This is a genomic window from Granulosicoccus sp. 3-233 (assembly GCF_052681095.1).
This window is the reverse complement of the sequence record NZ_JBQYLE010000001.1, coordinates 854,309-868,855: the sequence shown is the minus strand read 5'-3', so window position 1 is coordinate 868,855 and position 14,547 is coordinate 854,309. Positions and strand designations below refer to the sequence as shown.

Annotated in this window: 12 protein-coding genes; 4 read left to right on the top strand and 8 right to left on the bottom strand. The window is 59.0% G+C overall.

Annotated features, from left to right (window positions below; translation table 11 throughout):
* Nucleotides 1–378: 378 nt before the first annotated feature.
* The 3 genes from scpB to ACUNV4_RS03725 all read right to left on the bottom strand — a co-directional run bounded on the left by scpB (nt 379) and on the right by ACUNV4_RS03725 (nt 4,770).
* Nucleotides 379–3,069, bottom strand: coding sequence for an SMC-Scp complex subunit ScpB (gene scpB, locus ACUNV4_RS03735; protein WP_430877153.1), 2,691 nt, complete (start codon nt 3,067–3,069; stop codon nt 379–381).
* 50 nt (nt 3,070–3,119) lie between these two features.
* Complete coding sequence (locus tag ACUNV4_RS03730) at nt 3,120–4,049, bottom strand: segregation and condensation protein A (protein ID WP_430877152.1); 930 nt, start codon at nt 4,047–4,049, stop codon at nt 3,120–3,122.
* A 97-nt stretch (nt 4,050–4,146) separates the two neighbouring features.
* On the bottom strand, nt 4,147–4,770 hold the full coding sequence (locus ACUNV4_RS03725) for an L-threonylcarbamoyladenylate synthase (RefSeq protein WP_430877151.1): 624 nt from the start codon (nt 4,768–4,770) through the stop codon (nt 4,147–4,149).
* Nucleotides 4,771–4,906: 136 nt separating this feature from the next.
* Here ACUNV4_RS03725 and ACUNV4_RS03720 point away from each other — a divergent pair, with 136 nt between their 5' ends.
* Complete coding sequence (locus ACUNV4_RS03720) at nt 4,907–5,734, top strand: peptidylprolyl isomerase (RefSeq protein ID WP_430877150.1); 828 nt, start codon at nt 4,907–4,909, stop codon at nt 5,732–5,734.
* A gap of 2 nt (nt 5,735–5,736) precedes the next feature.
* Here ACUNV4_RS03720 and ACUNV4_RS03715 read toward each other — a convergent pair whose 3' ends face one another.
* Entirely contained in the window at nt 5,737–6,936 is a 1,200-nt protein-coding gene (locus ACUNV4_RS03715; protein ID WP_430877149.1) for a glycerate kinase type-2 family protein, read from the bottom strand.
* Nucleotides 6,933–8,141, bottom strand: a complete 1,209-nt coding sequence (locus tag ACUNV4_RS03710) for an O-succinylhomoserine sulfhydrylase (RefSeq protein WP_430877148.1) — start codon at nt 8,139–8,141, stop codon at nt 6,933–6,935. The genes ACUNV4_RS03715 and ACUNV4_RS03710 overlap by 4 nt, the downstream gene beginning before the upstream one ends.
* 82 nt (nt 8,142–8,223) lie before the next feature.
* Between ACUNV4_RS03710 and ACUNV4_RS03705 the strand changes: the two genes are divergently transcribed.
* The 3 genes from ACUNV4_RS03705 (at nt 8,224) to ACUNV4_RS03695 (ending at nt 11,761) form a co-directional block, all read left to right on the top strand.
* Nucleotides 8,224–9,069 carry a hypothetical protein gene (locus ACUNV4_RS03705; protein ID WP_430877147.1) on the top strand — a complete coding sequence of 282 codons (846 nt, stop codon included), beginning with the start codon at nt 8,224–8,226 and terminating at the stop codon, nt 9,067–9,069.
* Entirely contained in the window at nt 9,066–10,361 is a 1,296-nt protein-coding gene (locus tag ACUNV4_RS03700; protein WP_430877146.1) for a L,D-transpeptidase family protein, read from the top strand. The genes ACUNV4_RS03705 and ACUNV4_RS03700 overlap by 4 nt, the downstream gene beginning before the upstream one ends.
* A 95-nt stretch (nt 10,362–10,456) precedes the next feature.
* Nucleotides 10,457–11,761 carry an HD-GYP domain-containing protein gene (locus ACUNV4_RS03695; RefSeq protein ID WP_430877145.1) on the top strand — a complete coding sequence of 435 codons (1,305 nt, stop codon included), beginning with the start codon at nt 10,457–10,459 and terminating at the stop codon, nt 11,759–11,761.
* Nucleotides 11,762–11,768: 7 nt separating this feature from the next.
* On the opposite strand, the gene purF is transcribed toward ACUNV4_RS03695, so the two are convergent.
* From purF to ACUNV4_RS03680, 3 genes are all read right to left on the bottom strand, one after another.
* A complete protein-coding gene (purF, locus tag ACUNV4_RS03690; protein ID WP_430877144.1) occupies nt 11,769–13,268 on the bottom strand; it encodes an amidophosphoribosyltransferase in 1,500 nt (499 codons plus the stop codon).
* 4 nt (nt 13,269–13,272) lie between these two features.
* The gene (locus tag ACUNV4_RS03685; RefSeq protein ID WP_430877143.1) at nt 13,273–13,782 is read right to left on the bottom strand and encodes a CvpA family protein; all 510 of its coding nucleotides are present in this window, start codon (nt 13,780–13,782) and stop codon (nt 13,273–13,275) included.
* Between the two features lie 157 nt (nt 13,783–13,939).
* Nucleotides 13,940–14,545 carry an SPOR domain-containing protein gene (locus tag ACUNV4_RS03680; protein WP_430877142.1) on the bottom strand — a complete coding sequence of 202 codons (606 nt, stop codon included), beginning with the start codon at nt 14,543–14,545 and terminating at the stop codon, nt 13,940–13,942.
* Nucleotides 14,546–14,547: the final 2 nt, after the last annotated feature.

Below are 14,547 nucleotides of genomic sequence, written 5' to 3'. Positions count from 1 at the left end.
TACTTCCGGTACTTCCGGTACTTCCGGTACTTCCGGTACTTCCGGTACTTCCGGTACTTCCGGTACTTCCGGTACTTCGGGTACTTCGGGTACTTCGGGTACTTCGAGCGTTTCCTGAGGGTCCGGAACGACTGTCATCTCATTTGCTTCTTTCGATTCATCCGCCTCCGTCATATCAGGTTCTGATGGTGCTTCCTGCAAACCAGACACTGGGACTGAATCCATACCCTTTGCAGAGAAAGGCGCGATATCGACAGGCCCAGGTAGAGTCGTGCCATCGGGCACGACATCGCCCGACGCATCGACCGACATGGCTGATGCGTCTTGTTCCTGCTGGTTGGTAGCGATCCTTCGCTCTGCGTCGTACTCCCTAGCTATTCAAGGCTCTGATTCCCGGTTATCCGGAACCTCGTTCGAGGAGTCCAGATTCCTGTTGTCAGGAAGATCCGGCTTCTTCTTTTCCAGATCAATGCCGTCACGTCCGTTGAACTCTTCGCGAGTTCTGTCACCGCTATCGTCCAGACTGACATCAGAGGAGAAACCATCGCGGGTCTCGAGAATGTCGGATTCCTCTTCAGTCGATGCCGATGTTTCACCACCCCTCTGATCTGCATCCTCGGAAGACTCCAGAATGCTTGTTGACGCAGACGAGGAGCTCTCTTCGTGTTCGTCGGTCGTTGTGACGGACTGTTCTTCTGTTCCGGAAAGCCTCTCAGCGTCCGCGCTTTCAGCCTCGGGGTCCTCTGACTGCAGTTCAGCGTGAACGACACCCGAAAGACCGAACAGACTTGTATTTCCAGCTCGAGGCCAACCGATGCCACCGGTACCGCCCGTGACAGAATCGACCGTCTTCTTGATCTGGCTCGGCGATGCAGACGGTATTGCGTCCGAATGCTGCTCTGTCTTGCCGGCTTTCAGTGTACGAGACTCGTACTCGTTTCTCGCCTCCACTTCCTGCCGGTGTTCAGTGGCGAAATCGTCAATGACCTTTCTCAGCCTGGTTTCCGCGTCTCCTGATGAATCATCATCTTGCGCATCGGTATCCACGTTATCGATGGACGGTGCCGGACCCACAGCTGGCGCCTCATCCGACTCACCCTCCGCCTTCTCGGTATCGACTGCACGAGGCTTGGGAGGTTGCCACTCCTCGATAAGGAGATCGTGTGCCGAAACGATTTCATGAGCGACTTCGGCATCAGGTTCGACGTACTCCTCTACCTGATGCTCAATGCCAGCATCAGCATCAGCATCAGCATCAGCATCAGCTTCAGCTTCAGCTTCAGCTTCAGCATCAGCTTCGGCTTCGGCTTCGGCTTCGGCTTCGGCTTCGGCTTCGGCTTCGGCTTCGGCTTCGGCTTCGGCTTCGGCTTCGGCTTCCACAATGCTGCCATCTTCCGCCGTCTCATCCGCGGCATCATCCACGAACTGGCTGACCAGACTGCTCAATGCCTCCTTGTTCGACGAAGAATCGGCACCTGGCAAGCCCCGAGCCAACGCGGCCAGTTGATCTTCCAGACCCTCAGAATGCTCAACCTCTCCCGAAGGTTCCGACTGCTCCGACTGCTCCGACTGCTCCGACTGCTCCGACTGCTCCGACTGTTCTGACTGTTCTGACTGTTCTGACTGTTCTGACTGTTCTGACTGTTCTGACTGTTCTGACTGCTCGGACTGCTCGGACTGCTCGGACGTCAACAGGCCCGCGGAAAACAGCACGGGTGTGTCGGAATGCAGCTCTGGTAATTCTTTCGAACTGGCTGGCGAATCGATCGCCTCTTGATGCTCCTGTTCACTTCCAACTGCTCCTTGCACATCATCGCCTTTCCGCAGACTCTGGTTGCCTCCTTCTTCAATCGGCTGATCAGTGGATATGATCTCGACTGAAGATTCGGAATCAGCCTCCATTTCGATGCTGGTGTTATCAACGAAGCGATCGACGAGCGCACTCAATCCAGCGCGTGATTCCTCATTGCCGGAGCCAGGAAGCCCGCTTGCCAATGCAGCGAGATCGTTTGTGCCACTGTCGTTATCTTCAGCATTTTCAGCACTTTCAGTAACCTCAACACTCTCAACACTCTCAACACTCTCGGCACTCTCGGCACTCTCTGCACCCTCGGCACCCTCGGCACCCTCAGCACCCTCGGCACCCTCGGCACCCTCGGCACCCTCGGCACCCTCGGCACCCTCGGCACCCTCAACACTCTCAACACTCTCGGCACTCTCTGCACCCTCGGCACCCTCGGCACCCTCAGCACCCTCGGCACCCTCGGCACTCTCGGCACCCTCGGCACTCTCGGCACTCTCGGCACTCTCGGCACTCTCGGCACTCTCGGCACTCTCGGCACTCTCGGCACTCTCGGCACCTTCAGCACCTTCAGCACCTTCAGCACCTTCAGCACCTTCAGCACTTTCAGCACTTTCAGCACTTTCAGCACCTTCAGCACCTTCAGCACCCTCGGCACCGTCTACTGCACCGTCATTGGCTGCTTCGCCATCGCCCAGCGTCGCCTCGGCAGCAGCTGCCAGCGCAGAATCGATTTCTTCAAGACTGCGCGCTTCCGCCAGAGTGGGCAGCTCGTCCAGTCGCTTGAGATTGAAGTAGTCCAGAAACTGTCGCGTCGTTCCCCACAAGGCAGGCTTGCCCGGCACATCCTTGTAGCCTATTTCCTTGATCCACTCTCGTTCCTGAAGCGTCTTGATGATATTGGAACTGACGGCAACCCCACGGACTTCTTCTATTTCACCCCGGGTAATCGGCTGGCGATAAGCGATCAGTACCAGTGTTTCCAGCAACGCACGGGAATAACGCGGGTTCTTCTCCTGAAACAGTCGGGCAACCCAGTGCTCCATACTGGCACGTGTCTGCAGCCGCCATCCTGATGCGACTTCAACCAGTTCGATACCTCGATCCTCATAGCTGGCCTGCAAGCCGGCCAGAGCCTCTCTGATCTCGTTGCGATCAGGCCTGTCAAGGTCTGCTTCGAACAGACTCTCGAGCTGACCGATATTCATCGCCTTGCCGGCAACGAGCAGGCAGGCTTCGAGAATATTTCTCGTCTGTTGGGCGTCCATCGTAAGTATCGTGACTCTGGTACGTTGGGGGCTTCGGCAGTGGCCGAATACTACGATTCACCGTCAGGCACTTCGACAGGTCCGGTCGAAGTGTCAACTGGCTCTACCGCCTCACTGCGCGGCTTCAGGTAGATTGGCGCGAACGGCTCTGACTGCATGATATCGATACTCGCCTCCTTGCAGAGCTCGAGAATGGCCAGAAACGTAACGACTACGCCCAATCTCCCCTCTTCGGGATTGAACAGGGTGGAGAATTCGCAGAACTCACCCACTTTCAGGGCGGACAGGATATCGCTCATCCTGGCCCTGACGGACAATGTCTCCCTCGAGATGTTGTGATGGCCGGTCAGATGAGCCCGGTCGGCGACATCGCACAGCGCCTTCATCAACTCCTTCATGGTGATGTCAGGCAGCGGCACATCTCGCTGTATCGTTGGCGTGACAACCTGCAAGACATGCAGCTCGCGCTCCAGACGCGGCATTTCATCCAGTGAAACCGCTCCTTTCTTGATACGTTCGTATTCCTGCAGGCGTCTGATCAGCTCGGCTCGAGGATCGTCCTCATCCTCGCCATCTTCCTCCACCCGCGGCAGCAGCATGCGTGACTTGATCTCGGCCAGCATCGCTGCCATGAGCAGGTATTCCGACGCCAGTTCGAAACGCATGGTTTCCATCACGCCGATGTACTTCATGTACTGCGCCGTGATATCGGCAATGGGAATATTCAGGATATCCAGATTCTGGCGCTTGATCAGATACAGCAACAGATCGAGCGGGCCTTCGAATGCCTCCAGAAACACTTCCAGCGCATCCGGAGGGATATACAGATCAAGCGGCAGCTGGGTGAAGGGTTCTCCCTGCACCTTCGCAATGGGTACGAGCTTCGCCGCAATCTGAGCGGCTGCCTGGTCTACTGTCTGGTCCACCACGGCATCGTTCGGTGGGTCCGACTTCGCTGTCGGCGGTGGATCTGCTTGCATCAAGGGCTCCCGGTTGCCGGGATTATAACGTGCCCCAATGCCTCAGGTTCGCCCCACTAACCCTTGATCCGACGCAATCGAGAACCGGTTCCAACACTCAGTCGAGGAAACTCAGGTCGCCGCGTCCTTTGCGCGTGACCTCGATTTCACCGTTGTCTCCCATGGCCAGCACCGATGTCGGCTCGAATCCGCAATGACCACCATCGATGATCAGGTCGACCTGTTTTTCCAGAAGATCACGAATATCCTCGGCATCGGTTTCCGGCAACTCCTTGCCCGGCATGATCAAGGTACTGCTCATCAGCGGCTCCCCCAATTCCTCCAGCAGAGCCTGACAAATGGCATTATCGGGGATCCTGATGCCGATGGTCTTGCGTTTCGGGTTCTGCAAACGGCGTGGTACTTCGTTGGTCGCCTTCAGGATGAATGTGTAAGGAGCCGGTGTCAGGGACTTCAGGGTGCGGTACATGGCGTTATCGACACGTGCATACGTCGAGATATCGGACAGGTCCCGACACACCAGGGTGAAGTTGTGTTTCGCATCGGTACGCCGAATGCGTGAGATTCGCTCCATTGCCTGTTTGTCACCTACATGGCATCCCAGCGCATAGCAGGAATCGGTGGGATAGACGATAACGCCACCGTCGCGGATAATGCTTACTGCCTGCCCGATCAAGCGCTTCTGCGGGTTCACGGGGTGAATTTCGAAAAACTGGCTCATGGTGGGGACAACAGCTTGAACACCGAGCTATTGTACGCCGATGCGGTGCAGTGCTTGCATAAGCTGCAGAAAGTTCGAACTCATTCTCATAATTGATGACCTACTCTACATCTGACCTGAACTCAACGGATTACTCATGCCTGTAGAAAAAGCCTCTTTCACTCCACTGTCGGTACCCGCGCTGATAGTGGCTGCCGCACTTTCCCTGGGCGTCGCCCATGCACAGGATGCCAGCGACAGCACGATTCCCGACGACGCACGGGCCACGGTCAATGGACGCCCCATATCGGAGCTTTCGATAGGCAATGTCGCGGAGCAGATCACCGCCAGCGGTCAACAGGCCGATGAGGACCGCATTCTCGATGAGCTGATCAACCTTGAAGTGTTGACTCAGGCCGCCGAAGAGCTGGGTCTGGACGAGACTCCCGAAGTCGCCGCCTCGCTGCAATTGCAGTACACGCAGACCATGGCAAACGCCTATCTGGCCAGGCAAGGCGCCGACATGTCATTCAGTGAAGAGGAACTGCGCGCCGAATACGACGCTCAATCGGCAAACGTCGACCGGGCGGAATACCGTGCCAGCCATATTCTGCTGGAAACCGAAGAAGACGCTCAGCAGATGATCGCCGATCTGGCTGCCGGCACGTCTTTCGAGACGCTGGCGAAGGAGCATTCCATCGATCCTGCCGGCGAGAACGGCGGCGACCTGGGCTGGTTCCAGGCCACCACGATGGTGCCTGAGTTCACCGCGGCCGTTGCCGAAATGGAAGTGGGCGACACCAGCACGGCGCCGGTTGCATCAGAGTTCGGCTACCACGTGATCAAACTGGTCGATCGTCGTGATGCGGCTCTGCCGGATTTCGATTCCGTGAAATCCGGCCTGTCCAATCTGGCTGTACGCAAGGCGCTGGCACAGCATGTCGAAGAGCTGCGCGCCGCCGCCAAGGTAGAGATTCGCGAATAGAATCAGTCAGCCGAGCGCTCACCCACCACCGCGATGGCCAGATCCATGACATTGGTGCCGGTCGGACCGGTGGTGACCAGTGCGTCAAGCCGTTCCAGACAGCTGCCGGCATCAGCGCGGGCAAGATAGTCGTCGATATTCAATCCGCCGTCGCGAGCTTTCGCCAAAGTCTGCTCATTGACCAGGCCGCCGGCATCGGCGGTCGGACCATCGGTGCCATCAGTGCCACAGACCAGTACCGAGCATGGTGGCCCATCTACCAGATGCTCGGCCAGCGACAGCGCCAGATGCTGGTTGCGCCCTCCACGACCCGGCGAGGCGGGCAGTACCAGTGTCGGCTCACCGCCCCAGATATAGACGCCAGGCTGCAGCGTCTCATCGGACAGGACGCCAGCGAGTCTGCTGACAACCTCCGGCATGTCGCCATCCAGACTCCCCCTTGCCTGACGCACCGGTAAGCTCAGGTATTCCGCTGCATCCGCAACCGCTTCCTGCGCGATGCCGGAAGAGGCGATGATATGCGTGTCGATGGTGTCCCAGATCGCCAGTTCAGGCCCCATGCCGGTCGCTTCATCGGGTACCAGAAGTCCCGAACCGATGTCGCCCGGCTTGTCCCCAGGCACATCACTGATCAGCAGTTGCAGGACCGGGCACCGGACTCGCCGGGCCAGTTTGCCTCCCTTGATCTGTGACAGTGTGCGTCGGTGGCGATTCATCTCGCCAATGGCAGCCCCACTGGCCAGCAACTGATCGGTTTCCCGCTTCAGATCGGTCAGATCGAGCCCATCGTTCAGGTGTTCGACCAGCGCCGAGGTACCGCCAGACACCAGAAATACCAGCATGTGCTCGGACGGGATGGCGGCCACATAATCGGACAGGCGCTCGCCTGCGATCAGGGAAGCCTCGTCAGGGACCGGGTGTCCCGCCTCATGACACTCCAGTCGCTCATCCTCCCGGATGGCCTGGCTCAGATGGTCATGTTTGGTGATGACCAGCCCGGAAACCAGCTTGTCCCCCAACACGGCCAGCGCACCGGCGGCCATGGCATCCGCCGCCTTGCCCAGCGCGACCAGATGAACCTGCCCGGACAGGGAAAACTGCTGCAAGGTGCGCTGGGTTGCCTGCCGACCACCAACGGCATCGACGCCAGCCTTGAACAAGGTGTGCAGCTGACCTGCTCTGGTCGTTGAATCCTGACTCATATCCTGTTCAGTGCCTGTTCCAGATCGTTTCTGAGGTCCTCGACATCTTCCAGCCCCACCGCCAGACGGATCAGACTTTCACCGATACCGGCATGCTCTCGATCCTCTGCCGTCATGCGGCCATGCGTGGTGGTTGCCGGGTGCGTGATGGTGGTTCGAGCATCGCCAAGGTTGCCGGTGATCGAGCAGATCTTAACGGCGTCGATCATTCGCCAGGCGGCTGCCTGATCGCCATCGACTTCCATCGACAGAATGCCTCCGGGGAGTTTCTGCTGTTTCCGGGCCAGCTCGGCATCAGGGTGTGAAGCCAGTCCCGGGTAGTAGACATGGCGGATGGCCGGGTGAGACTCCAGAAAACCGGCCAGTTCAGCCGCATTCGAGCAATGCTGCTGCATTCTCAGACTCAGTGTCTCCAGGCCCTTGATGAAGACCCAGGCATTGAAAGGACTCATGCAGGGGCCGGCACTACGCATGAAGGAGGTCAGCGTCTCGATCAGTTCGGCGGAACCCACGACTGCCCCGCCCACGCAGCGGCCTTGTCCATCCAGGTATTTGGTAGCGGAATGCACCACGATATCGGCACCGAGGGCAAGCGGCTTCTGCAACGCGGGCGTGCAGAAACAGTTATCGACGGCCAGCTGCGCATCATGTGCATGCGCCAGATCGGCAAAGGCCCTGATATCGGCCAGTTCGGTCAGCGGATTGGTGGGTGTTTCCAGATAGAGCAACCTGGTCTTGCCGTTGACCAGAGGTGCCCAGTCATTGACGTTCAGGCTGTCGGCCCAGCGCACGGTAATGCCGTAACGTGGCAGAAAATTCTTGAACAGATTGACCGTGCTGCCGAACATGTTGCGCGTGGCAACGATCTCGTCACCCTGTTGCAGCGTACCCAGCAACAGGGTGGCCGTTGCCGCCATGCCCGACGCTGCGCCAATACACGCCTCCCCACCTTCCAGCGCCGCCAGCCGGTGCTCGAACAGCTGCACGGTAGGGTTGGTGAATCGCGAATAGACCGGACCACTGCTCTCTCCCTTGAACCGGGCCGCCGCCTCGGCTGCGCTGCTGTACACATAGCTGGACGTCGCCATGATGGGTTCGCTGTGTTCACCGTACTGCGAACGCTCGAAACCGCTCCGAATCGCCAACGTATCGTCGGCCCACGACGGGAATCCGGACTCTGAATCTGACCTGTTTCTATTACTCAACGGATTTGGCCCTGAAAGTGGGTTGAGGTAAGGGGTTGGTTATACTACTTCATCTGCCCCGACTGCGATGATTACCGCCCTCTTGCGTCCGCTCACATCGTTACTGCTACTGGCTGCTATCCTGCCCTGCCAACTGCTGGCACAGTCAGGCTCGACGACCGACGATGTGCCAGTCGAAGCCTTGCCGTACTCGCAGTGTCTGGTGGAACTGGATTCCATCGTATCCCTGGCCAGCAACGAGATCCGGCGAAATCTGGCGGCCGTCACCGCAGCAGGTTCTCTGGCAGCCACCATCGATCGCCCGGCGGTCGATGCCGGTCTGGCTGAGCTGGAGGCACGCTGCCCCTCCCTGCCTCAATTGGCCCATAATCGCGGCGTACTGGCTGCCAGTGTCGAACGCTGGCCGGAAGCGCTGGCGCATCTGGAACGCTCGTTGCTGCAGGATCCCCGTGCAGCCGACACTTACCGACTGCTGCAGAGCATCCACGAATACCAGGCCTCACTGGCCTATGCCAAGGCGCTGGACACCCCATTCAATGTGCGTCCGCCCGACCTGGAGTGGCAAGACTCGACTCGACTCAATGCCGATGCCAGGGCAAGAGTCGAGGGACGTGCTCACTCGCATGATGACATCGAGCAATCGCTCCGATCGGTCAGCACGCTGGAGTACGAGCTCTTCGCCTGGTGGCAGGCCCTGCACACGGCGCGGGGGATCGAACAGTTCTATGTCGATGATTTTCCGCCAGAATCCATCAGAGAATCGAAGCGCCGGCATGCCAATGAACGTTGGGATGACCTGCAGCGCGAGATCAGTTTCACCGCCAGCGATGCCGTGGTAGTCATCGAAACGGCCAGCCGCAGACAGAGCCTGTTGCTCTTGCGGCTGGTCGGCACACGCTGGAAGATCTATCAGGAGACCCGTCTGTGAAGTCACTGCCATTGCTCGCCTGCCTGTGCCTGTGCACCCCGGCATGGACAGCGCCGCACCTGCTGACCCAATCCGCCGAAGCACTGGATCAACAGCTGGCCGCCACGCTGCAGAGTCTGAGTGATGGCAATATCGCAGAAGCACGGGTGCTGGCCAGAGAGGCCGCCAGACGATTCCCCCGATCCGCACTCGCCCAGCTGCTGGCAGCAGAACTGGGCGCCAGCGCCGCTCACCGTCAGGTACTTGCCGCAGGCGGTGCGGCCCACCATGACGCGCCACTGCAGGAACTGCTGCTGGAAGCGCGGGCCAGACTGCATGATCGACCCAGTCCCGACCACGGCCCGCTGCCAGAGAAGCTGCCCACCGAAGTGATACAGCTGGGCAAGGCAGTCTCCGCCTTGCTGGTGGTCGATCTGGCCGATTCCTCGATGCATCATCTGGCCGTCAACGCAGGCGTTCCGACCCTGATCCAGCAACATTACGTCGGCAGTGGCAAGGCCGGTTTCGACAAGCGATTCGAAGGTGACAACAAAACACCTCTGGGTGTCTACCGGATAACGGGCTATCGTTCCGATGCCTCACTGCCGGATCTGTATGGAGCCGGTGCCCTGACGCTGAACTACCCGAATGCGCTGGATCGCCATCTTGGCCGAACCGGTTCGGGGATCTGGCTGCATGGCGTACCGCACAGACAGCGCAGTCGCTCTCCTCGCTCCAGCGAAGGCTGTGTCACCATGTCCAACGATCATTTCAACGCCCTGTACCGACGATTGTCCGGCGACAGGAATCTGCTGACCCAGCCTCCCTCATCGGCCATCTCCTCGGCCGAGCCCATCGTTCTGCTCACGCATGACGTCCAGTGGCAGGAGGCCAGTGCCAGGCACCGCGAGCAAATGAACTTCCAGACCCTGTTCGAACGCTACCAGCGTGCCTGGCAGGCAGGTGATGAACGCGCATTGCTTGATCTGTATGCCTCGCCGGAACAGCTGCAGACACGCCTGCAACAGACCAGCACGACCGAACAGATGCTTCCAGTGCTGCTCGGTCGTGTGAACAAGCGTGACATCAGCATCTTCCACAATCCTTCCCTGCCAGGGGCAGGCAGAGGCGAGACCGCGCGTTTCATGCCTGTCGCGCGCCAGACGGGCCATGCCAGGGCGACACAGCCCGAAATCGTGATGCACATGCGACTTGGCGAGGCCGGTGAGTATCATCTGAGCCTCTACTGGGGGCAGAACTTGCATGGCCAATGGCAACTGCTGACCGAACAATGGGACAGCATGAGTAGCTGAACGGTGGGTTAAAGTCTTTCCGTTACATGCCGCTCACCACCATAGACATTGGAAGTGTCCCCCTACTGGCAAGCGGCTCATCGTCACGGACCATAATGCTGTTCACTAGATTCTTCAAAAGCGAGGAAAAGGAACCGGAGAGACGTCGACGACGGCCCGCTCAACCTGTGCGCGAGCGCACACAACGCACTCGCAAGCACCATGAAAAGATCGACGTCAAGGATCTGCGTGTCGGCATGTTCGTGGTCGAGCTGGACAAACCCTGGGAAGAATCCAGCTTCATGTTCCAGGGTCTGGAACTGAAGTCCCCAGCCGACGTACTGGCAGTGCAGAAGGAGTGCAAGTTCGTCTGGGTGGACTACGACGAATTCAGTCTGCAGAGTGCACCGCCTGCTACCGGCATGAGCGGCCCGGGCGTGGGTTCCATTCTGGACAAGGAAATTCAGGTCGAGGACGAACTGGATGCAGCCACCGAAGTGCACTCGCTGGCCAGCAAGGCCATTACCAACCTGTTCGAAGAGATCCGTCTGGGCGCTGAAGTGGACGGAACCAAGGTCAAGCAGGCGGTCAATGGCTGCGTGGACAGCATCCTGCGAAACCCCGATGCCTCTGTCTGGCTGACTCGCATCCAGGCCAAGCATGCCGCCACCGCCCAGCATTCACTGAACGTGGCTGCGCTGAGCATCATCATCGCCAAGTCGATGAACATGAACAACCGTGAACTGGAAGACGTCGGCGTCTGCGGCATGCTGCACGATGTCGGCAAGACCAGCGTATCCGAAGAGGTGTTGAACAAGCCTGGCCCCCTCGACGAGGCGGAAATGGCCGAAATGCAGAAGCACACTCGCTACGGTCGCGACATTCTGCTCTCGACCAAGAGCGTGATGTCCGGGGCAGCCGATGTGGCCCACTCGCACCATGAGCGCCCGGACGGTCAGGGTTATCCGCGGCGTCTGCCGGACGACAGCATTCCCATGTACGCCCGGATCGTGGCCATTGCCGAAGCCTATGACACGATGACCATCAACCAGCCCTATCGGGCTGCGTTCTCACCCTCGGACGCCATTCAGGAACTGTATGCCCAGCGTGGCAAGCAGTTCGATGAAGACCTGGTGATCCGTTTCATCGATTCGGTCGGTATCTTCCCGCCGGGCAGCATCGTCGAGATGATCAATCGGGAAGTGGGTATCGTTCTGTCCAATACCAGCGACAAGCTCCGACCACGCGTCATCATGATTCTGGATGCCGCCGGCGAACCGACAGCGCAGCGTATCGTCGACCTGTCACAGATGGATACCGACAACGAAGGTAATATCTACCAGATCAAGACGACCCACAGCGATGGTGCCTATGGCATCGATGTCGGTGACTTTCAGCGCGCCGGTCTGCGCATGGGTTGAGTGCCGTTCAGAGCACCATCAGGTCATCAGCCGGGTTCTGCAGACGCTTGGCATTGTCGGAGCGCTGTTTCTCCAGCGACTCCAGGTATTCCCTGTCCACATCACCGGTGATGTAATCGCCCGAGAAGCAGCTGGTCTCGAAATGTTCGATCGGATGCTTGTCATAGCGCACCGCCTCGATCAGATCCTCGAGCTCCTGATACACCAGCCAGTCGGCGCCGATGACTTTCTCGATTTCCTCGGACGTGCGCTCATGGGCTATCAGCTCTTCGGCTGCCGGCATGTCGATGCCATAGACATTCGGGTAGCGCACGGGAGGGGCTGCCGAGGCCATGTAGACCTTGTTGGCGCCCGCATCACGAGCCATCTGCACGATCTGGCCTGATGTCGTGCCTCGCACGATCGAGTCATCCACCAGCAGCACGTTCTTGCCATTGAATTCCAGATCGATGGGGCTGAGCTTCTGCCGTACGGATTTCTTGCGCAGCTGCTGGCCCGGCATGATGAAGGTACGACCGATATAACGATTCTTGATGAACCCTTCGCGGTATTTCACGCCCAGATTCACGGCAACTTCCAGCGCCGAGGTACGACTGGTATCGGGTATCGGAATGACCACATCGATGTCGTGATCGGGACGCTCCTGCAGAATGCGTCGCGCCAGAGTCTCGCCCATGCGCAGTCGTGACTTGTACACCGAGATGTTGTCGATGATGCTGTCGGGTCGGGCCAGGTAGACATATTCGAAAATGCAGGGCGACAGCGCCGGGCTTTGCGCACACTGCTCGCTATGCAGATTGCCTTCCATGTCGATATACACCGCCTCCCCCGGGGCGATATCGCGCAACAGCGTGAATCCCAGACCCTGCAGGGCCACACTTTCCGAGGCTATGCAGTACTCGGTGCCGGTGGCGCTTTCACGATGACCGATGACCGCCGGTCGAATGCCCAGTGGATCCCGGAACGCAAACACACCCCGCCCGACGATCATGCCGATGACCGCGTAGGCGCCCTTGCAGCGGCGATGCACGGCTGCCACCGTGGAGAAGATCATGTCGGCAGTCAGGTGGGTGCTGGGATTGAGATCCTGCAGTTCATGGGCAAACACATTGAGCAAGACTTCACTGTCGGAACGCGTATTGATGTGACGCAGATCCGATTCGAACAATTCACGTTGCAGCACTTCCGAGTTGGTCAGATTGCCGTTGTGCCCCATGACGATGCCATAGGGAGAATTGACGTAGAAGGGTTGGGACTCCGCCTGCCCGGAGGTTCCGGCTGTCGGATAGCGAACATGGGCGATTCCCATGCGCCCTTCCAGTCGCTGGATGTCACTGGCGCTGAACACATCACGTACCAGGCCGCCTCCTCGTCGCAGTACCAGCCTGCCGTCGTGACAGGTGGCGATGCCGGCCGCATCCTGGCCCCGGTGCTGAAGCAGTGTCAGACCGTCATACAGACGCGGGCTGACGGGTTCTTGTCCAACGATACCAATGATGCCGCACATGTGATCAGTTACCGGTCAGAGGAAAATCGAAATACTGCCAGGTACCGTCCGGCAGACGTGCATGTATGAACTGGGCCATTTGCTGGAACATCGGCAGCGTCCGGGATTCGCGCCACCATGTTTCCTCGCGCAAATCGGGTACCGCATTGGCCATCAGCACCAGCAAGGTCATCATCACCAGGGCCCTGGCAAAGGCGAACACAGCGCCGATGATGCGATCAGGCGGGGCGATGGCCTTGCGTCTGGTCGCGCGACCCACCACCCAGTTGATGAAATTGCCCACCATCAGTGTACCTGCAAACAGCACCAGGGCACTGATGCTCGCCCGTGTCTGGCCGCTGCCCACTTTCTCGATGGGCAGGATACCGGCAAAACGGCTGGTGTATACCAGCGTGAGCAGAATCGCGGCCAGCCAGACGAGCAGGCTCATGGCTTCGCGCAGAAAACCGCGAAGGGCTCCGACCACCGCGGCAATGGCCAGGAGAGCCAGAATGACAACATCGACTTCAGACACGGGGGTATTCCGCCTGCAGGCTGGGATATATACGCGCGAATGGTAACAAAACACAGCGTGTAGAAGGGATGCAGGTCTGTGCCGAGGGATTCACGAATTCCACAGGATCAGCGGGGCCTTCGGACAGGACGCGGCAGCAGTAGCCGGAAACGCCCCATCACGGATAGGTCATGACAAGTGCCTCGACACCGAGGAGTTCGATCACCCGTTGCCGTGCCGTGTCGGCGCTCTCTTCACTGATCATCGGTCCGACAAGCACCCGGAACGGTTCCGAGACCGATTCACGATCCCGTACGAAGGAGGCAAAACCACCACGACGCAACTGGTCACGCACGGCCACCGCATTCGCCTGATCGTTGAAGCTGCCTGCCTGCACGACCCAGGCGGTCAGAGGTGCCTTGTTGCGTGTCTGTTCAAGCGCCTCCCGCACTTCCTGCTCGGCCTTCATGTAATCGGGTGGGTCGTCCTCTCCCACACGTATGTCGGGACGAAACCGGGATACGACATCCTCGGGATCGAGCAGCGATGCACCATCGGGGCCGAGCGGTTGCATCTCCGGAATGGTCTGCGTGGTGCGCTTGCCATCGGCATCGACAATGCTCGGAGGCTCCTGCCGCAGTTTTTCCACTCGACGAAACTGACTTTCGCTGCCGGCACCGTCCAGCAGCAATGGCAGGACGATGACCATGGCCGCAATGAAAACGGCAGCACCCCAGAGGCGCTGCCGCAAATTGCCACGTTCCTGATTGTCCAGGGAGCTCACCG